Source organism: Streptomyces sp. NPDC048442, assembly GCF_040651475.1.
GTDB lineage: Bacteria > Actinomycetota > Actinomycetes > Streptomycetales > Streptomycetaceae > Streptomyces.
Genome location: NZ_JBEZKB010000007.1, coordinates 46,468 through 70,199, shown reverse-complemented (window position 1 = coordinate 70,199; position 23,732 = coordinate 46,468). Strand labels below are relative to the sequence as shown.

Here is a 23,732-nt window from a genome sequence, read left to right as displayed (position 1 = left end):
ACACGCCGGTCAGTACACACTCACCCCGTACGCCGACAGCGCCTCCTTCACCGGCTGGTGAATGGCGGAGCCCGAGGTCCCCGTGCAGCCCGAGCTGCCCGAGTGGATCCCCAGCGCGACGCTGCCCGCGAAGTGGGCGCCGCCGCTGTCGCCGCCGGCCGAGCAGGCGGTGGTGCGGACCATGCCGTAGACCGGGCCGTCGCCGTAGTTGACGGTGACGTTGACGGCGGTGACGGTGCCGGACGTCACCTTCGTGGTCGAGCCGCTCTTCTTGAGAGACTGCCCGACCACTGCGTCGGCGGCCGAGGAGATGTCCTGGGCGGAGCCGTTGTAGAGGTTCACGGTGCCGCCGGGGCTGGAGCCGTCGGTGAAGCGGACGAGGCCGTAGTCGTTGGTGGGGAAGCTGGTGCCCTCACGGACGCCGATCGCGGACCCGCCGGAGGTCGCCGACCAGGAGCTCGCCGAGTTGGTGCAGTGCCCGGCGGTGACGAAGTAGGTCGCCGTGCCCTTCTTGACATTGAAGGCGGAGGAGCAGCGGTAGCCGCCGCCGTAGATGGCGTCGCCGCCGATGATCTCCTTCTTGAAGACACCGGGGACGCGGGCGATCCGCACCGCACCGCCGAGGGAGTCGGCGACCCTGCGCAGCCGGGCCAGGTCGCGGGCGGAGACGGAGCGGTCGGCCTCGACGGCTATCTGGTTGGTGCGGGGGTCCAGGCCCCATGAGGTCCCGACGATCTTCGCCTGGGCCTCCAACTGCCGCATCGCACCGGCGAGTTGCGCCGCACTGCGCGTCACCAGCTTCGGGGTGGCACCGGACGCGCGGACCTTGGCGGCGGCCTGCTCGGTCGTGACGGTGACGACCAGACCGCCCGTCTTGGCGTCCACGTACGTACCGGCACTGTCGGCGCCCAACTCGGCACGCGCGGTGGAGTCCTGGGCGTAGAGCGACGGGGCGGGGCCGGGCGTGGGTTCGGCCCCGGCGGGGGTGGCGCCGAGGCCGAGGGAGGTGAGGAGGAGCAGGGAGGACAGGGCGGCGGTACGTCTGATGCGCATGGGGGATCTCCTTCTGGGCTGGCTGGCCGAGGGAGGTACGCGTGCCTTGGCGCCGTGGGGGCACCAGCGTTGAATTTGACATGCCCATCACGAACCCACAAGACCGCGCACAGCCCTCCCCGCACCTCTCCCCCGCGCACCCGTTCGTTTCCGCACCTCCACCCGGGGCACACGCCTGCCGACGAGGAGAGGCTGGAGGCGGACCCGTATGAACACCAGGAGTGCGACCGGTACGGCACGGCGGGCGGCCCGCAGCGACACCATGAAGTACGCCGCGCGCACGGGATTCACCGCACGCGGAATCATCTACCTGCTGGTCGGACTACTGGCGCTGCAGATCGCGCTGAGCGGCGGGGGCAAGTCCGCCGACCGGGGCGGGGCACTGGCCGAGATAGCGGAGAAGCCCTTCGGCAAGTTCCTGCTGTGGGCGATGGGGATCGCCCTCGTCGGCATGGCGCTGTGGCGACTGTCGGAGGCTCTCTTCGGGGCGGCCGGCGTCGACGGCCACAAACCCAAGAAGCGCCTCCTCTCCGCCGCCCGCGCCGTCTTCTACGGCTTCGTCTCGTACTCCGTACTGGCCTTCGCGGCGGGCGGCAGGAGCAGCGGCGGGGGGTCGAGCGACCAGCAGTCGCAGGACGTCACGGCGAAGGTGATGGAGCTGCCGGCCGGTCAGTGGCTGGTCGGCGCGGGCGGGCTCGTCATCGCAGGGGCGGGCGTCTGGATCGGCGTACGGGCGGTCATGCGCAAGTACCACAAGCACCTGAAGATGGGTGAAATGCCGCACCGGGTACGGCAGTTGGTCGACGTCACCGGCGTCGGCGGCGGCGTGGCGCGCGGCCTGGTGTTCGCGGTGGCGGGCGGTTTCGCGGTGGCAGCGGCGGTGTCGTACGACCCGGAGAAGGCGAAGGGCATGGACGACACGATCCGCTCGTTCCGGGAGACGCCGGTGGGGCCGTGGCTGCTGGTGGTGCTGGCAGTGGGGCTGATGCTCTTCGGCGTCTTCTCGTTCGCGATGGCGCGGTGGCGGAAGCTCTGAGGAGTGCGTGAGGGGTACGGCGAGGCTGTGGGGTGACGGGGGTCAGCGGGCCCTGTCCGCCCACTGCGCGGCCCGGACCGTTCCGTCCTGAACGGCCTGCCGGGGCAGTTGCAGGCCGAGTCCGGTTTCCAGGGCGTGGAAGTACAGTTCGAACTCGCCGGTCAGTTCGGGGTGGTCCAGTTCCGCGCGGCGTACGGCCCGGTTGAGGAAGTCGAGTTGGCCGCCCCGGTAGTAGGGGGCGCGGCCGCGGTCGTACCAGATCAGCTCCAGCATGCCCCAGTTGTCGTCGACGCGGTGGCCGTCCCTCATGTAGCTGAAGCTGTAGATGGCTTTCGCAGAGGTCGCACTCAGCTCCACCGTCTCGGTGACGCCGAACAGGCCGAGCCCCGCACTGTCGAGCCAGGTGCCTGGCGGCAGCTCGTGGTACATCAGGAACGCCCACTCGCCCACCTGCCCGAAGCAGCAGGACTCCCAGGCGATGTCCCACTCGTCGCGGCCGTCACCGGCCATGCCCCGCAGCTCCGACAGGCTCGTCCCGGCGGCGACCTGTTCGGGGTCGGCGCCGTGGGCCAGGGCGATCTCTTCGGCACTGAGGTCGTCGCCCCGGAAGAAGGCCAGGTGGGTGTAGGGCTCCTGCTCCCGCCAGGTGCCGGCGATCCAGGCGAGCCGTTCGAGCGGGTCCCCTCCGCAGGGTCGCTGCACCTCCTGCGTATCGCTCGCATCGCCCGTACCGCCGCTGCGGAATCGCGCTCCCCATGCGGGGTTGATCCGCTCCAGCATCCCGGCCTGACCGGTGACACCGGCCCCGTCCCTCTCGGCGAGTACGCGCACTGCTTCCTCCGCCGCGAAGTACAGGGCCTGGTCGAGGTCTTGGGTGGCGAAGACCTCCAGGTAGGGACCGTGGAAGCCGCGCACGGTGCCGTCCTCGTCCAGGACCAGGAAGAGCTCGCTGGAGCTGTCGGCGCGCTGTTCGTACTGATCGGGCGAGGTGCCGGTGGGCGGGAGCATGGCCTCGTCGAGCAGGTCGGAGCGGGCGGCCAGCTGCTGCCAGGCCTCTTTGAGTGTGTGCTCGGTTATACGCATGGACGCAATTATGCGGCCGGGCAATGACATCGCCCGAGGTACGCCACGCCCGCCGCTCGGCGCCCTCGCCCGCTAATTCCCTTATAAGGCAGTCCACTTGAAACCGCCGTAATCGAAAGGTGTCCACGATCCCCGTGCGAAGGGTAGTGACCTCTGGTTTCCCGGCCCGGGGAAATGTGTGACGTAGATCTACTGCATGACGAAGGGGGGCGCCGGTCAGTTATGGTGCACCTGCACCATAATCGGAAAACTTGGGGGCGGAATCGGCCATGTCTGCCGTGACCGTAATGATCATCGACGACGACAAGCTTCTCCGATATGGGTTGCAGCGCATTCTTGAGACTGCGTCAGACATCCGAGTAGCCGTGGTGTGCGACGGACGCGAGGCCGTCGCAATGGCGAAGAGATACGTTCCGGATGTCGCTCTGGTCGACATTCAGATGCCGGACGTCGACGGGTTCGACGTCCTCGCAGAATTGCGCAGGCTCGACACTCCGCCGGCCGTAGCCATGCTGACCGGGTTCGGCAGCGAGGGGAACGTGATGCGGGCGCTGTCCGAAGGCGCCGCCGGCTTCTTCCTCAAGGACGCTTCTCCCCATGAACTCATTCCCGGCATTCGGTTGCTCGCAGCCGGAGGAAGCGCCCTTTCCTCCAGGGTCGTCCGCGCGCTCGCGAGCAATCCGGCGCTGGCACCTTCCGGACGTTCGCCCTCGGTTGAATCCGCACCTTTGAAGTCACCCGGAGCAGCCCTTACCGCGAGGGAACAGACCGTCCTTGAGCTATTGCCGACAGGAATGACGAATTCGGAGATCGCCCAGCAGCTTTCCGTCAGCCGCTCCACCGTCAAGGACCACGTCAGTACGATTCTCGCCAAGCTCGGTGTGGCCAATCGGATCCAGGCCGCCATCGCCGCACACCACACGAACTCCCAGGGCGTCGCGACGACCCGCCGTGCGACGGACTCGGCGTGGGACTCCCGCACATGAGACGCAGCGTTCCACAGTGGGCACTCGATGCCGCGATCGTCCTGCTTGCTGCCGGCGAGTTCCTCACGGTCCAGTCCCGGGTGGGGCCGCTGGTCAATGCCACCTACCTCCTGGCCGTCGCCGCTCTGGTTCTCCGCAGGAAGTGGCCAGTGGCTGTCACACTCGCCACGATTCCCGCAGCGGTCAGTGGCTATCTCTGGCTGGCACCGCTGACCGCGCTCGGTACCGCTGCGGCGGCGGTGCCGGCCCGGCTGGCGGTCTACAGCTGTGCGGCTCTGATGTTCTTCGCCGCCGCTTCTCCCAAGTCCGTCGCGGAAGCACGCGGCCGAACCGCCGATCAATGGGCTGCGGCGCTGATCGGACCCGCCCTCTTCAGCATCGGCCCCACAGCTCTGGGGCAACTGGCACGCACCCGCCGTGAACTGGCGGCCAGACTGCGGGAACTCCAGCACAGCAAGGAGCAGGAGCGACGGCTCTTCGTCGAGATGGCCGTCGTGGAAGAGCGTGCCCGGCTGGCCCGCGAGATGCATGACGGCGTCTCCCACCATGTGAGCCTGATCAACATGGAGGCCACCCTGCTCGCGCTGGAATCGAAGGATGCCCAGGCGCGGCTCCGTGCCCAGCGCATCGGAGAGCTCGGCGGCAAGGCGGTGGACGAGCTCCGGGATGTTCTTGGCGTACTGAGGGCATCGGGCGAGCCGGAGCGGTTGCCCGGTCTCTCCCAGCTGCCCGATCTCATCGCGGCCAGTGGCCTTCCGGTCCGCGCGGAGTGCACCGTCTCCTCCGGAGCCCCCGGGCTGACGCCCGACATTGAACTGGCCGCGTACCGGGCCGTGCAGGAAGCGCTGACCAACGCGGCGAAACACGCGCCCGGCAGCGAGATCACGGTGTCGGTCTCTTCCTGCGCCCAGACGTCCGTTCTGCGCATCGAAGTGGTCAACTCGCCCCCGACCACAGCATGCGGCGCCGGCCGCGACGCAGAGCAGGGCAACGGGGTTTCGTACGGACACGGGCTTGTCGGGCTGCGCGAGCGTGCAGCCCGCCTGAGGGGAAGCGTGACCGCGCAGCCGGAGCCGGACGGCGGGTTCGCAGTCCGAGTACTCCTGCCCCTCTCGGCCCGCCGTCCCGCCAACTGACCAAGCCGCGAGCCCACTCGGCCCCCGCCACATGGCGGGGGCCGACGCTCACCGATCCTCCCCGGGCATGACAGAGCCGCCTCGATCGGCTGACAGGATTTCACCAGTGAAGAGGGGCGCCTGCCCGTGCCGCCGATCCGACGCGAATTCGCGAAGTCCGGCGGAATAACTCTTCATCAATTCCTCGGGGACGAGGACACACGGAAGTCGGCTAAGTTTCGACGCCTCGCCGCACTCCCGTGTGCCCCTCCCGCATGATGCACAACGGAGTTTACGTGAACCGTCAGAAGATCCGCATTGCCGCTGCCTCCGCCCTGGCTGCCGTCGCCTTCGGTGTCGCAGCACCCAGCGCCCACGCTGCGGAGTCCGGGCGCACCCCGGCCCCCGCAGTGAGCGTGCAGCACGCCGATGCGGCCCGCCTCGCCACCCTGATCGCCCAGAATCCGGCGGCGGCCACCAACGGCGAGGCCGGCCTCAATGCCGCTGTCATCGCGCAGCTGCAGAACCAGCAGGAAGTTCAGCAGGGAAGCCCCAGGGCAGAGGCCATCAAGGCGCTGCTGAAGAAGTCCGGCTCCCTGTTCAAGGCTGCCGTGAAGAACGCGAAGAAGGGTGCCGACGCCTACCGCAAGTGGGTCGACAGCCTTTCGAACTTCAACCCGGTGAAGTGGACCTTGAAGGCACTTCCGGGTGCCGTCCAGTACGAAATCATCGACTGGCTCGCCAAGCAGGTCGGCTGACCGCGCCCCTGCACATCAACCCGGTCCTGCTGCTTGTGCGGCAGCCGGACCGGGCCCGGCCCGACGGGAAATCAAGAGGTTGACCATGGAAAAGACGAACGACCAGAAGCGGACAGACAGCATCTGGGGCATCGTGACACTGCCCCTCCTGGCCGGCTGGATCACCTTCCACATGCTGCCCCACAACACCGCACCGGGATGGATTCTCTACGCCACCGGTGTCGCTGCGACGGTCCTTGCTCACGGGTGGTTCGCCGCTCGCAAGACCTCTCCGGGAGTGGGCGGTGTGGTCGTTCCCCTTCTCCATGTCCTGCTCGGCGCCTTGTTCTGGCTCACCCGAACCTGAGGACTCACCGTTTCATGAACATCTCCTACCTCCGCGCCGCTGCTGCGACCGCCGCAGCAGCCGTCGCGCTCGGAGTGGCCGCCCCCGCCGCCACTGCCGCAGAGGCACGTCACGCATCCGTCGCCGTGGCGTCCCAGGCCCCCGTGCCGCTGACGGCACAGCAGGCCCGGTCCGTCCTTGCCTCACCCGAACTGCGCCCGCACCTGACCGTTCACGCGCAGGCCGACCTTCAGGCTGTCGCGCAGGGTGACACCACGCCGCAGATCCAGCAGAGTGCCGCCTCGGCCGCCGCCAAAGCCGCACTGGCAGTTCTGAAGAAGGCGGGCGGCAAGGTGTGGGCCGGTGCCAAGTCGGCTGCCGCCAAGGGGTTCACCGCCTTCAAGAAGTGGCTTGACGGCCTGGCCTGGTACCACCCGGTACGGCTCGCCATCGCGGCCCTCGGCACCGAAGGCGTCAAGCAGCTGATCAACCTGATCAACAACAGCTGACCATCCGTCCGGGCGCACCGGGGCGGGGGCGGCCGGGGTCCGCCCCGGTTGCCCCCGCCCCGGTGTCAGTCGGCGAAGATCCCCTGGCCGGACTTGGCGGCGCGGAGGAGGGCTCCGAGGGAGTGGGGGGTCGTGGTCAGGATGACGTCGGGCTCGTCGCTCTCGCGGAGCTTGACGGTGTGGCCGTCGAAGGCCGCTGCGTAAAGGCAGTTTGCACCCTCGTTACTGTACGAAGACTTCTGCCAGCCAGTCGTGGACACAGCACTCCCCCTCAAATGTCCCGCGCGATGCGGTGGATCAAGTCCCGTGACTTTCCCGGAGGGAGCGCACGAGACTCCATACGGTCTAGCACCGCCCGGTATTTGGCCAATTGCGCCTCGGCATCGAGGAAGTCGCACCCATAATCCGTGTCCAGTTCGACGGTGTCCAGTTGCGGAACTGGCCCCGTGGCATAGACAACCGATTGCCCCGAAACCGGGAACGAGGCCTCCCCGAAGGGGATCACCACAATCGAGATGTTCTCTCGTTCGCTCATCTCAAGTAGGTAGTTCAACTGCGCACGGGCCGTTTCCGGCCCCCCAACCCCCATCCGCAACGCGGCTTCGTGAACGATCGCCCTGTACGGAGTCGGACTGGCTCCGTACAGCACCTTCTGCCTCTTCACGCGGTAAGAGATGCGGTGCTCCACATCGTGCGGCGGCAGTGCGGGGAGGTTCTCCCGGAAGACCGCGCGAGCATGCTCCACCGTTTGCAGAAGTCCGGGCACATGGATGATCACAGCTACGCGCAGGGTGGTTGCGCTGTCCTCCAGTTCGGCCAGTTCGATGAGACCTGCATGAAGGCTCTCCCGGTACTCCTCCCACCAGCCGCGCTTCCTCGCGCCAGTCATCCCTGCGAGCGCATCCACGTAACCGGGGTCCGCACAGCTGTAGTTGACGGCCATGGCTCGAACCCGCTCAGCGCTGACCGGATGCCGCGCGGATTCGATGTTGCTGATCTGCGCCGGCTGCACACCGAGCGTCCGCGCGGCGACCGTTGTCGTCATGCCCGTACGTTCGCGCAGCTTGCGCAGCTCAGTACCCAGACGCTTCTGCCGCAGGGCGAAGACCTTGTCCGATGACACCAGCACCTACCCGACCCACGGGGTCACTCACACGAGTGACTGTAATTTTTTGACCCCAACCACTCTAAAAACATACAGCGGTCACGCTACCGTGTGAGCCACGCCACTCATCCGGCACGGCAGGAGGCCGACATGACCACCGTATCTCCGCACACCCCGGACCCCGAATCGACGCCACCCCTCCACGACGAACTCCTCGCCATGGCAAAAGAGTTCGCCCCGCGCCTCTTCGCTGTCGCCCAGACCTGGACCCTCGACGACGGCACCACCGACGGGTGGATCGCCGCCTGGGGGCTTGCGTACGAGGACGGCCAGGCCGACCTCTTCGGCACCGGCGGCGGCACGATCATGCGGCTCAACTCGCCCCAGTCCGCCGTCACTCACTTCGGGCGCGGCGAGAATCGCGCGGCTTCCCTCGTCTGGCCCGACGCGGCGTAGAGGGGGGCCCGGACACAACACCGCCCCCGTCCGATGTGGGGTCGGACGGGGGCGGGGTTCAGGGGCTGCCGAAGCAGCAGGGGCTCAGCCCTGGTGCGGGTAGCGGTAGTCGGTCGGCGGGACCAGGGTCTCCTTGATGGCCCGGGTCAGGGTCCAGCGCTGGAGGTTCTGGGGGGCGCCGGCCTTGTCGTTCGTACCGGAGGCGCGGCCTCCGCCGAACGGCTGCTGGCCGACGACGGCGCCCGTCGACTTGTCGTTGATGTAGAAGTTGCCCGCGGCGTAGCGCAGCTTGTCCAACGCGCGCGCGGCCGCGGCACGGTCGCCGGCGATGACCGAGCCGGTCAGGGCGTAGTCGGAGACCGACTCCATCTGCTCCAGCATCGCGTCGTACTCCGCGTCCTCGTAGACGTGGACGGCGAGGATCGGGCCGAAGTACTCGGTCGTGAAGACCTCGTTGGCCGGGTCCGTGCACGCGATGACCGTGGGGCGGACGAAGTAGCCCTCGGAGTCGTCGTACGTGCCGCCCGCGACGATCGTGCAGGTCGGGTCCGACGCGGCGCGGTCGATCGCTGCCTTGTTCTTGGCGAACGAGCGGGCGTCGATGACGGCGCCGATGAAGTTGTCGAGGTTGGTGACGTCACCCATGGTGATGCCGTCGACCTCGGCCGCGAACTCTTCCTTGAAGCCGTCGTTCCAGATGGAGGCCGGAACGTAGGCACGCGAGGAAGCGGAGCACTTCTGGCCCTGGAACTCGAAGGAGCCGCGGGTCAGCGCCGTCTTCAGGATGGCGCGGTCGGCGCTCGGGTGCGCGACGACGAAGTCCTTGCCGCCCGTCTCGCCGACGAGGCGCGGGTAGGTGCGGTACTTGGCGATGTTCTCGCCGACCGTCTTCCACAGGTACTGGAAGGTCGCGGTCGAGCCGGTGAAGTGGATGCCGGCCAGGTCGCGGTGGTTCAGCGCGATCTCGGAGACCGCGATGCCGTCACCGGTGACCAGGTTGATGACGCCCTTGGGGAGGCCCGCCTCTTCCAGGAGCTGCATGAGCAGGACGGCGGCGTGGGTCTGGGTGGGGGACGGCTTCCACACGACCACGTTGCCCATCAGGGCGGGGGCGGTGGGGAGGTTGCCCGCGATGGCCGTGAAGTTGAACGGCGTGATCGCGTAGACGAAGCCTTCGAGCGGGCGATGGTCCATGCGGTTCCACACACCGGCCGAGTTCGCCGGGGGCTGCTCGGAGAGCAGGTCACGGGCGTACTTGACGTTGAAGCGCCAGAAGTCGATGAGCTCGCACGGGGTGTCGATCTCGGCCTGCTGGGCCGTCTTCGACTGGCCGAGCATGGTCGAGGCGGCGAGGGTCTCGCGCCACGGGCCGGCCAGCAGCTCGGCCGCGCGCAGGATGATCGCGGCGCGGTCGTCGAAGGACATCGCGCGCCACGCCGGGGCGGCGGCCAGGGCGGCGTCGACCGCGTCCTGCGCGTCCTGGGTCGTCGCGTTGGCGTACGTACCGATGACCGACTTGTGGTTGTGCGGCTGTACGACGTCGAAGCGCTCGCCCCCGCCCATCCGCTTCTCACCGTTGATGGTCATCGGGAGGTCGATGGGGTTCTCGGCCAGCTCCTTGAGCTTGGCCTCAAGGCGGGCACGCTCCGGCGAACCGGGGGCGTAGGAGTGCACCGGCTCGTTGACCGGGGCGGGTACCTGGGTCACTGCGTCCATGTGTTCCATAGCTCCTTGCGTCAGAAGGTTGCGGGGTGTGCGGCAGTTCTGGGAAGTCAGTTCCGGGGAAGCCAGTTCTGGGAAGCCAGTTCTGGGAAGTCAGTTCTTGGTGATGATCGAGCGGCCGAAGAAGAGCAGGTTCGCGGGCTTCTCGGCGAGACGGCGCATGAAGTAGCCGTACCAGTCGGTGCCGTACGCCGTGTAGACGCGCATCCGGTGGCCCTCGGCGGCGAGCCGGACGTGCTCCTCGCTGCGGATGCCGTACAGCATCTGGAACTCGTACTCGTCCAGCTTGCGCCCGGCGCGGCGGCCGAGCTCCTGCGCGATGGCGATGAGGCGCGGGTCGTGGGACCCGATCATCGGGTAGCCGTCGCCCTCCATCAGGATCTTCATGATCCGGACGTACGCCTTGTCGATCTCGCCCTTGTCCTGGAACGCGACGGAGGCGGGCTCCTTGTAGGCGCCCTTCACGATGCGCACGCGGCTGCCGGCGGCGGCCAGGCGGCGGGCGTCGTCCTCGGTGCGGAAGAGGTACGCCTGGATGACGCAGCCGGTCTGCGGGAAGTCCTTCCGCAGCTCCTCGTGGATGGCGAACATCGAGTCGAGGGTGGTGTGGTCCTCGGCGTCCAGGGTGACCGTGGTGCCGATGGCGGCGGCGGCCTCGACGACGGGGCGTACGTTCGCGAGCGCCAGCTCGTGGCCGCCCTCCAGCGCCTGGCCGAACATCGACAGCTTCACGGACATCTCGGCCTTGGTGCCCAGACCCAGGTCCTTGAGGTGCTCGATCAGGTCGAGGTACGCGTCACGGGCGGCGTACGACTGCTCGGCGGTGGTGATGTCCTCACCGACGACGTCGAGCGTGACTTCCAGGCCCTTGGCGGCGGCGTCCACGACGATCGGTACGACCTGGTCGACGGACTCACCGGCGATGAACCGGCCGACGACCTGTTTGGTGCCCGGAGCGGCCGAGACGAAACGGCGCATCTGGTCGCTGCGCGATGCGGCGAGGATCACGGGACCCAGCACGGGGCACCTCCACTGAACTAAAGACTCGAAGGGGCCGTGACCAGCTGTTTTGTGACAGAACTGGGACGGCACGGATAACCACGGTGAAATCTAGGTATCGCGCCGAGCCTGGACTACCGACAGCTGTCACGCATCCGGACACCCCACCTCATACATATGTCTGAAAAGGGGGTCGGGCGGTGCGAGAATGGGGCTGTGAATGCCGATTACCAGGATCTGGTCGACGAAATCTCCGCGCTGCTCGGCGCTCCGGCAACCCTTGAGGACCGGGATTTCCGGCTGATCGCCTTCGGGGCGCACGACAGTGAGGACGCGGGCGCGATGGACCCGGTCCGCACCCGGTCGATCCTCACCCGGCGCTCGACGGTGGAGGTCCGCGCCTTCTTCGAACGCTTCGGCATCACGTCGGCCGCCGGGCCCGTGCACATCCCGGCCGACCCGGCGGCGGGCGTCCTGCGCGGGCGGCTGTGTCTGCCGGTACGGCACCGGGGGACGGTGTACGGCTACGTGTGGCTGCTGGCGGCCGACGATTCGCCGCCGCCCCTCCCGGATTCCACGCTCGACGCGGCGATGGCAGTGTGCGGCCGGATCGGCGCGCAGCTCGCCGACGAGGCCCGCTCCCGCGCCGACCTCGGTCCGCAACTGTTCACCCTCCTCACCTCCGACTCGGAGGACCGCCGGGAGGCCGCGCTCGCGGCGCTGTCGGGGCCGCTGGGGACGGGCGGGCCGTACGCCGTGCTGTGCGCCGCACCCTGGGGCGCCCCGCCTCCCGGTCTGCGTACGGTTCCCGGGGCGTCGGCGCTCACCCTCGTACCGGTGCCGGGAGCTTCCGGGCCGCGGCTCGCGGTACTGGTCAGACTGGGGGCGGGGGCGGATCTGGGGCCGGCGCAGTCGGCAGCGAAGACGCTGACGGCCGGGGCGCCGGGAGCAACAGGAACGCCGGGCGCGCAGGGCGGATCCGGGGCGTCGAGGGCACAGGGCGGATCCGGGGCGTCGGGAGCGCCGGGCGGGTCTCCCGTCGTCGGCATCGGCACCGCCGTCCGCACCCTCGCCGACCTCCCCGCCGCCTGGCGCGAGGCCTCCGCCGCCGCGCGGGCAGCGCTGGCCCGCCCGCACCTCGGCCCCGTCGCCGAGTGGTCGTCCATCGGCCCGTACCGCCTCCTGGCCGCCCTCCCCGACAGCGGCCCAGGCCACCCGGTGGACCCCGCCGTCAGCCCCCTCCTCACCCCCGCACACGCCGAACTGGCCCGCACCGCCGAGGTGTTCCTCGACTGCGCGGGCCAGGCGGGCCGCACGGCGACGGCCCTCAACATCCACCGGCAGACCCTCTACTACCGCCTGTCCCGGGTGGAACAGCTCACCGGCCTCGACCTCCACGAGGGCGAGGACCGGCTGCTGCTGCACATGTCGCTGAAGGCCGCACGGCTCTGAAACGGGTCGGGGTGTCCCCCACTCCTGTGGTGTCCCAGTCGGAGCGTTCGTTGCTGATCGAGTTGCGCCAGACGTCCAACTCCGGCCCGGAAGTGAGCAGTTCACGCCCTTCCGACTTCATCGCGATGAGCACGCGCGCACCGCATTCAACACCTGACGTGTCGTCAATGGGGCGCGCGTGGCGGCTGGTTGAGGTGGTACGGGTACGGGCGGCACAGCACAGCGCGGCCCCGCGGCCTCAGGCCGTGGGCCCCTGTTCCATGAACGCCCGCAGCCCCGCCGTCAGGTCCTTCGCGGACGGCGCGGTCTCGGGGTCGGTCATCCACTGCATCATCACGCCCGCCATCAGCGCCTGCGTGAGCATGCCCGCGACCCGCGCCTTCTCCGGGTCGGCCTCGGGGTCCATGCCGAGGAAGGCCTCCGCCATCCCGGTACGCCCCTCCTCCTGCGGCCCCTTGATCGCCTCGCGCAGCGCTTCGTCGTACTCAAGGCGCGTGACGACCTCCAGCTGGAGCTTCCACACCTTGCGGCTGATCTCGAAGGAGTCGATGACCTGACCCCAGACCGCTTCGAAACGGGCGTACGGATCGGCCGGCAGCGGTGCCGCGCCCTCCCGCCCCGCCGGGCCGACCGCATTGCCCCACTCCTCGGTCAGCGCCAGGAAGGCCTGGTTGAGCAGGGCCTCCTTGGAGCCGTAGTGGTAGCCGATGGAGGCGAGATTGGTGCCGGACGCGGCGACGATGTCGCGGGCGGTGGTCCGGGCGTACCCCTTGTCCAGCAGGCACTGCTTGGCGCCTTCGAGCAGATCCTCACGATGTCCCATGAACGCAGCGTACCCCCGGCCTAGACGCTTGTGTAAGACGGGCGTCTAAAACGGGGGTACGCGGGGAACGACTGCCGTACTAGTCGGTCAGGTTGACCGAGCGGGCCGAAGCCGCGCCGATCTCCTCGGCCAGCTCGTTGAGTACGTTCTGCGGGACGGTGTCGTCGACGGTCAGGACCGCGAGGGCCTCGCCACCCACGTCGGCGCGGGCGACCTGCATGCCCGCGATGTTCAGTCCGGCCTCGCCGAGGACGCGGCCGACGGTGCCGACGACGCCCGGACGGTCCTGGTAGCGCAGGACGACCATGTGGTCGGCGAGCGCCAGGTCCACGTCGTACTCACCGATGGCGACGATCTTCTTGAGGTTCTTCGGACCGGCCAGCGTGCCCGAGACCGAGACCTCCTCGCCGCCGGTGAGGGTGCCGCGCACCGTCACCACGTTGCGGTGCTCGGGGGACTCGCTGCTGGTGGTGAGGCGGACCTCGACACCGCGCTCCTGCGCGAAGAGCGGCGCGTTGACGTACGACACCGTCTCCTCGACGACGTCCTCGAACACGCCCTTGAGCGCGGAGAGTTCGAGCACCTTCACATCGTGCTGGGTGATCTCGCCGTACACCTCGACGTCGAGGCGGGCCGCGACCTCGCCCGCCAGCGCGGTGAAGATCCGGCCGAGCTTCTCGGCGAGCGGCAGACCCGGGCGTACGTCCTCGGCGATGACGCCGCCCTGGACGTTGACCGCGTCCGGAACCAGCTCACCGGCGAGCGCGAGACGGACGGACCTGGCGACGGCGACGCCCGCCTTCTCCTGCGCCTCGTCGGTCGAAGCACCCAGGTGCGGGGTGCAGACGACCTGGTCGAGCTCGAAGAGCGGGGAGTCCGTGCAGGGCTCCTTCGCGTACACGTCGAGGCCGGCGCCGGCGACGCGGCCCTCCTTGAGCGCCGAGTACAGCGCGGCCTCGTCGACGATGCCGCCGCGGGCCGCGTTCACGATCCGTACCGCCGGCTTGACCTTGTGCAGGGCGTCGTCGCCGATCAGACCGAGGGTCTCGGGCGTCTTGGGGAGGTGCACGGTGATGAAGTCGGAGACTTCGAGCAGCTCGTCCAGGGTGAGGACCTTGACGCCCATCTGGGCGGCGCGCGCGGGCTGCACGTACGGGTCGTAGGCGACGACCTTCATGCCGAACGCGGACATCCGCTGGGCGACCAGCGCGCCGATGCGACCGAGGCCGACGACACCGAGGGTCTTCTCGGCCAGCTCGACGCCGCTGTACTTCGAGCGCTTCCACTCGCCGTTCTTGAGCGCGGAGTTGGCCTGCGGGATGTTGCGGGCCGTGGCGAGGATGAGACCGCAGGCGAGCTCGGCGGCGGTGACGATGTTGGAGGTCGGCGCGTTGACGACCATCACGCCGGACTTGGTGGCGGCGGAGACGTCGACGTTGTCGAGGCCGACACCGGCGCGGGCGACCACCCGCAGCTTCTTGGCGGCGGCGATGGCCTCCGCGTCCACCTTCGTCGCGGAGCGGACGAGAATCGCGTCCGCGTCGGCGATGGCGGGCAGGAGTTCGGCGCGGTCGGCTCCGTTGCAGTGCCGGATCTCGAAGTCCGGCCCCAGGGCGTCGACGGTCGCGGGCGACAGCTCTTCAGCGATGAGTACGACAGGCTTGGCAGTGCTCACGTGAGTCCTCACTGGATCCTTTGCGGACGGCCGTCCCGACGGCCGCAGCGGTGGAGGTGGCTACCGCGTGGAAGACGCACGACGCTGTGGGCCTGACGCGTGGATGTGGTTCAGAAGTGTAGTGCTGCGGGCGAGTGCATTCTCCGCCCGTTCGTAAGGATCACTCGTCCGTGGGTGGACGTGGTGTCCAGTCCGGGCCGGGTGGCGAGGAGGGGCCGCAGCCCGAAGCTGCGACCCCTCCTCCCCCTGAGGCTTACGCCTCTTCGTCGTTCACCCAGCTCATGAGCTTGCGGAGCTCCTTGCCCGTGGTCTCCAGCAGGTGGTTCTCGTCGGCCTTCTTGTACTCGGAGTACTTCTTGAGGCCGCCGTGGTACTCGTCCATCCACTGCTTGGCGAAGGTGCCGTCCTGGATCTCGCCCAGGATCTTCTTCATCTCGGCCTTGGTGTCGGCGGTGATGATGCGGGGACCGGTGATGTAGTCGCCCCACTCGGCGGTCTCGGAGACCGACCAGCGCATCTTCTCCAGGCCGCCCTCGTACATCAGGTCGACGATGAGCTTCAGCTCGTGGAGGCACTCGAAGTAGGCGATCTCCGGCTGGTAACCGGCCTCGGTCAGGGTCTCGAAACCGGCCTTGACCAGGGCGGCCGTACCACCGCAGAGAACGGCCTGCTCACCGAACAGGTCGGTCTCGGTCTCCTCGGTGAAGGTCGTCTTGATGACGCCGGCGCGGGTGCCGCCGATGGCCTTCGCGTACGACAGGGCCAGCTCGAAGCCCTTGCCCGTGGCGTCCTGCTCGACGGCCGCGATACACGGAACGCCGCGGCCCTCCTCGTACTGGCGGCGGACCAGGTGACCCGGGCCCTTCGGGGCGACCATGCAGACGTCGACGCCCGCGGGGGCCTTGATGAAGCCGAAGCGGATGTTCAGGCCGTGGCCGAAGAAGAGGGCGTCGCCGTCCTTGAGGTTGTCCTTGACGGACTCCTCGTAGACCTGCGCCTGGATCGGGTCCGGGACGAGGATCATGATGACGTCGGCCTCGGCCGAAGCCTCGGCCGGGGTGACGACGCGCAGGCCCTGCTCCTCGGCCTTGGCCTTGGACTTGGAGCCCTCGTGCAGGCCGACGCGCACGTCGACGCCCGAGTCGCGGAGCGACAGCGCGTGGGCGTGGCCCTGGCTGCCGTAACCGAGAACCGCGACCTTGCGGCCCTGGATGATGGACAGGTCTGCGTCGGCGTCGTAGAACAGCTCGGCCACTGGGTTTCTCCTATGTGTGCGGGTTGTGCGACCCACCGTACGGCGGGCGTCGGAAAGTAAGTTTTCGGGTCTCGCCATATGAACGAGCCTCGGAAGGGGCGCCCCGACAGGGGCGCGGGGAACGGCGCGACCAGCCACAACGCATCCGCAGGTGAGCAACCGGCCTCGCAGCTCCTAGGCGGAACGGTCCAGCGCGCGCAGCGACCGGTCCGTGATCGACCGCGCCCCACGCCCTATGGCAATCGTCCCCGACTGCACCAGCTCCTTGATGCCGAACTGCTCCAGCATCTTCAGCATCGCTTCGAGCTTGTCCGCGCCGCCCGTGGCCTCGATGGTCACGGCGTCGGGCGACACGTCCACGGTCTTGGCGCGGAACAGCTGGACGATCTCGGTGACCTGGGAGCGCGTCTCGTTGTCGGCGCGGACCTTCACCAGGACGAGCTCCCGCTGGATCGCAGCGGCGGGCTCGAGTTCGACGATCTTCAGTACGTTGACGAGCTTGTTGAGCTGCTTCGTCACCTGCTCCAGCGGCAGGGCCTCGATCACGTTCACCACGATGGTGATGCGCGAGATCTCGGGGTGTTCGGTGGTCCCGACGGCGAGCGAGTCGATGTTGAAGCCGCGCCGGGAGAAGAGGGCGGTGATGCGGGCGAGGACGCCGGGCTTGTTCTCCACCAGGACGGAGAGCGTGTGCTTGGACATGATTCTCTCTCTGCTCTCTCTGTTCTTGTCGCTCACTCAGTCGTCTTCGTTGTCGCCGAAGTCGGGGCGGACGCCCCGGGCGGCCATGACCTCGTCGTTGGAGGTGCCGGCGGCGACCATCGGCCACACCATGGCGTCCTCGTGGACGATGAAGTCGACGACGACCGGGCGGTCGTTGATGGAGTTGGCCTCTTCGATGCACTTGTCGAGGTCCTCGGGACGCTCGCAGCGGATCGCGTAACAGCCCATCGCCTCCGACAGCTTGACGAAGTCGGGGATGCGGGTGCCCGCGTTCGGCTGCATGTCCTCCGGGGCCTCGCTGCTGTGCAGCACGGTGTTGGAGTACCGCTGGTTGTAGAACAGCGTCTGCCACTGGCGGACCATGCCGAGGACGCCGTTGTTGATGATGGCGACCTTGATCGGGATGTTGTTCAGGGCGCAGGTGGTGAGTTCCTGATTGGTCATCTGGAAACAGCCGTCGCCGTCGATCGCCCAGACGGTGCGCTCCGGCATGCCGGCCTTCGCGCCCATGGCGGCCGGGACCGCGTAGCCCATCGTCCCCGCGCCACCGGAGTTGAGCCAGGTCGCGGGCTTCTCGTACTGGATGAAGTGCGAGGCCCACATCTGGTGCTGGCCCACGCCCGCCGCGAAGATCGTGTCCTGGGGGGCGAGTTCACCGATCCGCTGGATGACCTGCTGCGGGGACAGCTGGCCGTTCTCCGGGAGGTCGTAGCCCAGCGGGTAGGTGTCCCGCCAGCGGCTGAGGTCGTTCCACCAGGCGGTGTAGTCACCGGTGTTGCCCTCGGTGTGCTCGGCCTGGACGGCCTGCACCAGGTCGGCGATGACCTCGCGGGCGTCGCCGACGATCGGCACGTCCGCGGCACGGTTCTTGCCGATCTCGGCCGGGTCGATGTCGGCGTGGACGATCTTGGCGTACGGGGCGAAGCTGTCCAGCTTGCCGGTGACGCGGTCGTCGAAGCGGGCGCCGAGGGCGACGATCAGGTCGGCCTTCTGGAGCGCGGTGACGGCGGTGACCGCACCGTGCATGCCCGGCATTCCGACGTGCAGCGGGTGGCTGTCGGGGAATGCGCCGAGCGCCATCAGTGTGGTGGTGACGGGCGCTCCGGTGAGCTCTGCGAGGACCTTCAGCTCGGCGGTGGCCTGCGCCTTGAGGACGCCGCCGCCGACGTACAGCACGGGCCGCTTGGCGGCGGAGATCAGCTTGGCGGCCTCGCGGATCTGCTTGGCGTGCGGCTTGGTGACGGGCCGGTAGCCGGGCAGGTCGTTGGTGGGCGGCCAGGAGAAGGTGGTCTGGGCCTGGAGGGCGTCCTTGGCGATGTCGACGAGCACGGGACCCGGGCGGCCGGTCGAGGCGATGTGGAAGGCCTCGGCGATGGTGCGCGGGATGTCGGCCGGGTCGGTGACCAGGAAGTTGTGCTTGGTGATCGGCATCGTGATGCCGCAGATGTCCGCTTCCTGGAAGGCGTCCGTGCCGATCGCCTTGGAGGCGACCTGGCCGGTGATCGCGACCATCGGCACGGAGTCCATGTGCGCGTCGGCGATCGGGGTGACCAGGTTGGTGGCGCCGGGGCCGCTGGTCGCCATGCAGACGCCGACCTTGCCGGTGGCCTGGGCGTAACCGGTGGCCGCGTGACCCGCGCCCTGCTCGTGCCGGACCAGGACGTGACGGACCCGGGTGGAGTCCATCATCGGGTCGTACGCCGGCAGGATCGCTCCGCCCGGAATGCCGAATACCGTGTCGGCCCCGACCTCTTCGAGCGACCGGATGAGCGACTTCGCGCCCGTCACGTACTCGATCGGACTGGTGCGGGGTCCGGTGTTTCGGGGCCGCGGCTGCGGATGGTGGGCCCCGGTGGCCTGCTCGGTCATCGGCATTCTCTTCTCGAAGCTGAGGGTGTGAGCTGGGGGTGTGAGCTGAGGATGGAAGCTGAGGGTTTTGCGTGGTTCTGCAAGGTGTTGGTGCAACAAAAAACCCCCCGTGCCGTCAGGCAAGCGAGGGGAGCGCGTCGGGGGGAGACAAGCAGGTTCAGCGGTGAACCTGCTTCAGCCGACGCGCTTTCCAAGTACGAGAATTCGGGTGCGCATGGCATTGACCCTCCCTCCGGCGCACCAGATGTGTCAAGTAGGTGGGACGGACGTCTCAGCATTTGAGCACAATGGCGGATGTGTGAACGCGTCCGCGCAGGGCGCTCCGACGTGCCGTACGGGAAGCGGACCTGCGGCCGGACCCCCGGCCAGGACGGGCAGTGCGCTGCCCTCGCCGCCCGGCACCGGGAAGTCCCCGCGCACCAGGGCGCGGCGCAGCCGGTACTCGTCGAGCGGGCCGGAGAACGCCATTCCCTGGCCGTGCGTACAGCCCATCGCGCGCAGGACCTGCACCTGCTCGGGAACGTCGACGCCGTCCGCGACGGACTGCATGCCGAGGTCGGTGGCGATCCGCAGCAGCCCGCTGGTGATCTTGTGGAGCCGGGCCGACTCGACGACGCCCTCGACCAGACCCCGGTCGAGTTTCAGTACGTCGATGGGGAGGCGGCGCAGTGCGTTGATGGCCGCGTACCCGCTGCCGAATCCGTCGAGTGCGATCCGCACGCCGAGCCGGCGCAGTACGGACAGCCGGTGTTCGAGCTCGTCGAAGGAGGCCCGGGAGTCGCTGTCGGTGATCTCGACGACCAGCGCCCCGGACGCCAGCCCGTGCCGGGTGAGGAGGGCCTCGATGGAACCGAGCGGCAGGGACCGGTCGAGCAGGCGGCGGGCGGTGAGACGGACGGTGACGGGGACGGGGTGGCCGGCCCGGTTGCGCTCGGCGGCCTGCTCGACGGCTTCTTCCAGCAGCCAGCGGCCCAGTTCGGCGGTGCGGTCGCTGTCGTCGGCGACGCGCAGGAACTCGGCCGGGGTGAAGAGGATGCCCTGCGCGGAGCGCCAGCGGGCCTGGGCGGCGACGGCGGCGACCCGGCCGGTGGCGAGGTTGACGACGGGCTGGTGCAGCAGGGCGAACTCGCCGTCGTGCAGGGCGGTGCGCAGCCGGGTGGCGAGCTCCGTGCGCCGGACGACCTCGGCCTGCATCTGTGGGGCGTACAGCTCGACGCGGTCCTTGCCCGCCGCCTTGGCGCGGTACATGGCGAGGTCCGCGTTGCGCATGAGGTCGGTGGGGGTGATGCCGGGCTCGGCGAAGGCGACGCCGATGGAGGCGGCGACCCGGACATCGTTGCCGTCCACCTTGTACGGCTGGGAGAGGGTGAGGCGGAGCCGGTCGGCGATCTCGTGGACCTGGTACTCGCGGGCGGCGTGGTCGCGGGTGCCGTCGCCGAGGATCAGTGCGGCAAACTCGTCGCCGCCGAGCCGGGCGGCGGTGTCGCCGGCCCGAACCGAGTCCTGGAGGCGGCGGGCCGCCTGGATCAGCAGCTCGTCGCCGGCTTGATGGCCCAGCCGGTCGTTCACCGCCTTGAAGCCGTCGAGGTCGATGAAGAGGACGGCCGTGCCGATGTCGGTGGCACGGCGGCCCGCGAGGGCGAGCCTGACCCGTTTGGTGAACAGGGCACGGTTGGGCAGGTCGGTGAGCGGGTCGTGCTCGGCGTTGTGCTGCAACTGGGCCTGCAGGCGGACCCGTTCGGTGACGTCGCGGCTGTTGAAGATCAGGCCGCCCTGGTGCCGGTTGACGGTCGATTCGACGTTGAGCCAGTCGCCCGTGCCGGACTTGAAGCGGCACTCGATGCGGGTGGTGGGCTCTTCGAAGGGGGAGGCGGCGAGGAAGCGGCGGACCTCGTGGACGACGGAGCCGAGGTCGGCGGGGTGGATGATCGAGGCCAGTTCGGAGCCGACCAGCTCCTCCGCGTCGCGGCCGTAGACACCGGAGGCGGCCGGGCTGACGTACCGCAGTATGCCGGTGGGGGCGGCGATCATGATGACGTCGCTGGAGCCCTGCACCAGGGAGCGGAAGTGGTTCTCCTTCTGGGCCAGTTCCTGGGTGAGGGAGATGTTGTCGACGAGCATGATGCCCTGGCGGACCACCAGGGCCAGCACCACCGTGCAGCCCGTGAAGAGGACCACCCGGTCGAGCTTGTGGCCGTCCATGACGTTGTAGAGGATGCCGAGCACGCAGACGGCCGCCGCGAGGTACGGGGTGAGGGCGGCCAGCGAACCGGCGATGGGCCGGCTGTGCACCCGGCCGGCCGCCGCCCGGCCCTGCGGGGTCCGGACGCCGGGGCCCTGCGGGACGCGCTGCCCGCGGGGCGGGTGCGGGGCACCACGGGACGGGCGGTGCGCGCTCTGACCGCCCGGGGTGCCGCTCTTGCTGTTCTGTGGGCTCTGTCCGCGCTGTGGGCCCTGGGGACTCTGTGCACCCTGAGGGCTCTGGGGACTCCGTGAGCTCTGGGGACTCTGTGCGCTCTTGCCGTTCTGCGCAGGGCGGCCGTTCTGTGCGCTCCCGCCGTTCTGTATGTTCCGCCAGGCCATGTCGCGCAGGTGGGTGGCGCGGCCCACTCCCCACGGGGCGTACGCCAGGAGCAGTGAACCGGCGAACCAGCCCGCGTCGAGGATCTGCCCGGAGCGGTAGTTGTCGCGCAGCAGCGGTGAGGTGAACAGGGCGTCGCACAGCACGGTCATCGCGAGTGCCGCGATCGCGGTGTTGATCGCGGCCCGGTTGACCGACGAGCGGCGGAAGTGCAGTGCCAGGACCATGCTGACGAGTGCGATGTCGAGGAGCGGATACGCGAGCTTGAGCGCCGCGTACGCCGTATTGGCCCCCTTGAAGTCCGCCGCGAGGGCGAGGCTCCACGAGAGCGTGAGCAGCGAGCCCGCGATCAGCCAGGAGTCGAGGGCCAGACAGACCCAGCCGGCCCTGGTGACGGGGCGCTTGGCGAGGACCAGGAGGCCCACGATGGCGGGCGGTCCGAAGAGGAGGAAGAAGAAGTCGGCAAGCGAAGGGGCCGGTACGGGGCGCCTCAGCACCACCTCGTACCAGCCCCAGACCGCGTTCCCGCCCGCCGCCATCAGAGAGGAGGCGGAGAACAGCAGCCAGGCGGGCCGGAAGCGGCTCTCCCTGGTCCGCGCGTAGACGTAGCAGGAGACCGCGGCGACGAAGGCCGCTGCGGCGAGACCGAAGTCGCCCATGATGCGGGCCAGTTGGGGCGACCCCCAGCCGAGCGCCGAACCGGCGGCGTATCCTCCGCAGGTAACGGCGAGCAGGATCTGGGGCATCAGGCCGGCACCGCTGCCCTTGCCGGCGAGCAGCCGGTGGGTCAGCACGGCCCCCGGGGCACTCACGGAGCCTCCCTGTTCGGGGGTTTCAGGTGCCCGGGGCGGCCAGCGGCCGCAGGGCCGGGCCTCCGTCGGTGACTCTGCCGTACCGGCCGTCGACGCCCTTGGCCTATCGGCCGTCGGTGACTTTGCCGCGTCGGATCGTCTCTCCACTGGCCGTGCATCACCCGTCGCCCCCCTTGCAGTGTCCGTCGTGCTCCCCGGCGCCGTGGGTGTGGTGCACGGCGCAGCCCCTAGGTCGGGACGATACACCAGTACCGTCACTCAGGGACATACTTCCTCTACGCTCCGTAACTACCAGGGGAATTACTGGAACTGGGTGCATTCAGTCCGCTCCGGAGCGTATTCGTCCGGGGATTTTTCGGGCGTGCGGCGGTCCGGCGGGAGGCCGTCAGCCGACGTTGTGGACGACGTTGTCGAGGGGCTCTCCGGCGGCGTACCGGGTCAGCTGGCGGGCCAGCAGGCGCTTGGCGCGGGGCAGGAAGGCGGAGGTGCTGCCGCCCACGTGCGGACTGATCAGGACGCCCGGTGCGTGCCACAGCGGATGGCCGGCCGGCAGCGGTTCGGGGTCCGTGACGTCGAGTGCGGCGCGCAGGCGGCCCGACTCCACCTCTTTGAGGAGGGCCGGGGTGTCGACGACGGGGCCGCGCGCGACGTTCACCAGGAGGGCGCCGTCCCGCATCCGGGACAGAAAGCCGGAGTTGACCATTTTGGCGGTGCTCTCGGTGAGGGGCGTGCAGAGGATCACCACGTCCGCCGCGGGGAGCAGCGTCGGCAGATCGGTGAACGCGTGCACGGCGCCGCGCTCCGTGGTGCGTGCGGAGCGCGCGACGCGCGCCACCCGCGCACACTCGAAGGGGGCGAGCCGGTCCTCGACGGCCGCGCCGATGGACCCGTACCCGACGATCAGGACGGACTTGTCGGCGAGCGCCGGGTAGAAGCCCGACCGCCATTCCTCCTGCTGCTGCCCCTGTACGAAGCCGGGGATGCCGCGCAGCGAGGCGAGGGTCAGGGCGAGGGCGAGCTCGGCGGTGCTGGCCTCGTGGACGCCGCGGGCGTTGCACAGTTCCACGCCCGTGTGGAGGCCGGGGCGCAGGCCGTCCTGGATGCTGTCGACGCCGGCGGTGAGGGTCTGGACGGCGCGCAGCGAGGTCATCCTCGGCAGCGGGCCCCTCACGGTGTCGGGCGCCAGCATGTACGGGACGACGTAGAAGGCGCAGTCGGCCGGGTCGGCGGGGAAGTCGGTGAGCCCGTCCCAGACGCGGTAGCGCAGGCCGCTCGCGGCGGGCTCCGGGAGGCCGTCGATCCCGGCCGGTTCCATCGGCAGCCAGACGTCGGCGGGGCGGGTGTCGCTGTCGTACGAAGTCATGGTCAGGAGGCTATGCGAAACCGTCTGACCAG

21 protein-coding genes are annotated in these 23,732 nt (G+C 69.1%); 8 read left to right on the top strand and 13 right to left on the bottom strand.

The window, feature by feature from the left end; translation table 11 throughout:
* Positions 1-9: 9 nt before the first annotated feature.
* Positions 10-1,053, bottom strand: a complete 1,044-nt coding sequence (locus AB0D18_RS13095) for a S1 family peptidase (protein WP_362416086.1) — start codon at positions 1,051-1,053, stop codon at positions 10-12.
* Positions 1,054-1,261: 208 nt separating this feature from the next.
* Here AB0D18_RS13095 and AB0D18_RS13090 point away from each other — a divergent pair, with 208 nt between their 5' ends.
* A complete protein-coding gene (locus AB0D18_RS13090) occupies positions 1,262-2,089 on the top strand; it encodes a DUF1206 domain-containing protein (protein WP_362416083.1) in 828 nt (275 codons plus the stop codon).
* 42 nt (positions 2,090-2,131) lie between these two features.
* Here AB0D18_RS13090 and AB0D18_RS13085 read toward each other — a convergent pair whose 3' ends face one another.
* A complete protein-coding gene (locus AB0D18_RS13085) occupies positions 2,132-3,172 on the bottom strand; it encodes a hypothetical protein (RefSeq protein WP_362416080.1) in 1,041 nt (346 codons plus the stop codon).
* A gap of 287 nt (positions 3,173-3,459) precedes the next feature.
* Here AB0D18_RS13085 and AB0D18_RS13080 point away from each other — a divergent pair, with 287 nt between their 5' ends.
* The 5 genes from AB0D18_RS13080 to AB0D18_RS13060 all read left to right on the top strand — a co-directional run bounded on the left by AB0D18_RS13080 (position 3,460) and on the right by AB0D18_RS13060 (position 6,865).
* Positions 3,460-4,158: a response regulator transcription factor gene (locus AB0D18_RS13080; protein ID WP_362416077.1), complete on the top strand. Its 699-nt coding sequence runs from the start codon at positions 3,460-3,462 to the stop codon at positions 4,156-4,158.
* Positions 4,155-5,294: a histidine kinase gene (locus AB0D18_RS13075; protein WP_362416074.1), complete on the top strand. Its 1,140-nt coding sequence runs from the start codon at positions 4,155-4,157 to the stop codon at positions 5,292-5,294. The genes AB0D18_RS13080 and AB0D18_RS13075 overlap by 4 nt, the downstream gene beginning before the upstream one ends.
* 275 nt (positions 5,295-5,569) lie before the next feature.
* Positions 5,570-6,031, top strand: a complete 462-nt coding sequence (locus AB0D18_RS13070) for a hypothetical protein (RefSeq protein ID WP_362416071.1) — start codon at positions 5,570-5,572, stop codon at positions 6,029-6,031.
* 85 nt (positions 6,032-6,116) lie between these two features.
* Positions 6,117-6,377, top strand: coding sequence for a hypothetical protein (locus AB0D18_RS13065; RefSeq protein ID WP_362416068.1), 261 nt, complete (start codon positions 6,117-6,119; stop codon positions 6,375-6,377).
* A 14-nt stretch (positions 6,378-6,391) separates the two neighbouring features.
* Positions 6,392-6,865, top strand: a complete 474-nt coding sequence (locus AB0D18_RS13060; protein WP_362416065.1) for a hypothetical protein — start codon at positions 6,392-6,394, stop codon at positions 6,863-6,865.
* A 65-nt stretch (positions 6,866-6,930) separates the two neighbouring features.
* On the opposite strand, the gene AB0D18_RS13055 is transcribed toward AB0D18_RS13060, so the two are convergent.
* Positions 6,931-7,125, bottom strand: coding sequence for a DUF397 domain-containing protein (locus AB0D18_RS13055; protein WP_362416063.1), 195 nt, complete (start codon positions 7,123-7,125; stop codon positions 6,931-6,933).
* A gap of 11 nt (positions 7,126-7,136) precedes the next feature.
* Positions 7,137-7,988: a helix-turn-helix transcriptional regulator gene (locus tag AB0D18_RS13050; protein ID WP_362416061.1), complete on the bottom strand. Its 852-nt coding sequence runs from the start codon at positions 7,986-7,988 to the stop codon at positions 7,137-7,139.
* 132 nt (positions 7,989-8,120) lie between these two features.
* Here AB0D18_RS13050 and AB0D18_RS13045 point away from each other — a divergent pair, with 132 nt between their 5' ends.
* Complete coding sequence (locus AB0D18_RS13045) at positions 8,121-8,426, top strand: hypothetical protein (RefSeq protein ID WP_362416059.1); 306 nt, start codon at positions 8,121-8,123, stop codon at positions 8,424-8,426.
* Between the two features lie 84 nt (positions 8,427-8,510).
* On the opposite strand, the gene pruA is transcribed toward AB0D18_RS13045, so the two are convergent.
* Positions 8,511-10,142 (bottom strand): L-glutamate gamma-semialdehyde dehydrogenase, encoded by a 1,632-nt coding sequence (pruA, locus tag AB0D18_RS13040; protein WP_362416057.1) that lies wholly within the window; start codon positions 10,140-10,142, stop codon positions 8,511-8,513.
* Between the two features lie 99 nt (positions 10,143-10,241).
* A complete protein-coding gene (locus tag AB0D18_RS13035; protein WP_362416055.1) occupies positions 10,242-11,168 on the bottom strand; it encodes a proline dehydrogenase family protein in 927 nt (308 codons plus the stop codon).
* A gap of 195 nt (positions 11,169-11,363) precedes the next feature.
* Here AB0D18_RS13035 and AB0D18_RS13030 point away from each other — a divergent pair, with 195 nt between their 5' ends.
* Positions 11,364-12,599 carry a helix-turn-helix domain-containing protein gene (locus tag AB0D18_RS13030; RefSeq protein ID WP_362416053.1) on the top strand — a complete coding sequence of 412 codons (1,236 nt, stop codon included), beginning with the start codon at positions 11,364-11,366 and terminating at the stop codon, positions 12,597-12,599.
* A gap of 238 nt (positions 12,600-12,837) precedes the next feature.
* Here AB0D18_RS13030 and AB0D18_RS13025 read toward each other — a convergent pair whose 3' ends face one another.
* From AB0D18_RS13025 to AB0D18_RS12995, 7 genes are all read right to left on the bottom strand, one after another.
* Complete coding sequence (locus AB0D18_RS13025) at positions 12,838-13,422, bottom strand: TetR/AcrR family transcriptional regulator (protein WP_362416051.1); 585 nt, start codon at positions 13,420-13,422, stop codon at positions 12,838-12,840.
* A gap of 79 nt (positions 13,423-13,501) precedes the next feature.
* On the bottom strand, positions 13,502-15,097 hold the full coding sequence (gene serA, locus AB0D18_RS13020) for a phosphoglycerate dehydrogenase (RefSeq protein ID WP_362416049.1): 1,596 nt from the start codon (positions 15,095-15,097) through the stop codon (positions 13,502-13,504).
* A 253-nt stretch (positions 15,098-15,350) separates the two neighbouring features.
* Positions 15,351-16,352 (bottom strand): ketol-acid reductoisomerase, encoded by a 1,002-nt coding sequence (gene ilvC / locus AB0D18_RS13015; RefSeq protein WP_362416047.1) that lies wholly within the window; start codon positions 16,350-16,352, stop codon positions 15,351-15,353.
* A 174-nt stretch (positions 16,353-16,526) separates the two neighbouring features.
* Positions 16,527-17,054: an acetolactate synthase small subunit gene (ilvN, locus tag AB0D18_RS13010; protein ID WP_362416045.1), complete on the bottom strand. Its 528-nt coding sequence runs from the start codon at positions 17,052-17,054 to the stop codon at positions 16,527-16,529.
* 36 nt (positions 17,055-17,090) lie between these two features.
* Positions 17,091-18,950, bottom strand: coding sequence for an acetolactate synthase large subunit (locus AB0D18_RS13005; RefSeq protein ID WP_362416043.1), 1,860 nt, complete (start codon positions 18,948-18,950; stop codon positions 17,091-17,093).
* 243 nt (positions 18,951-19,193) lie between these two features.
* Positions 19,194-22,337, bottom strand: coding sequence for an EAL domain-containing protein (locus AB0D18_RS13000; protein ID WP_362416041.1), 3,144 nt, complete (start codon positions 22,335-22,337; stop codon positions 19,194-19,196).
* A gap of 385 nt (positions 22,338-22,722) precedes the next feature.
* Positions 22,723-23,700: a 2-hydroxyacid dehydrogenase gene (locus AB0D18_RS12995; RefSeq protein WP_362416039.1), complete on the bottom strand. Its 978-nt coding sequence runs from the start codon at positions 23,698-23,700 to the stop codon at positions 22,723-22,725.
* Between the last annotated feature and the right edge of the window lie 32 nt (positions 23,701-23,732).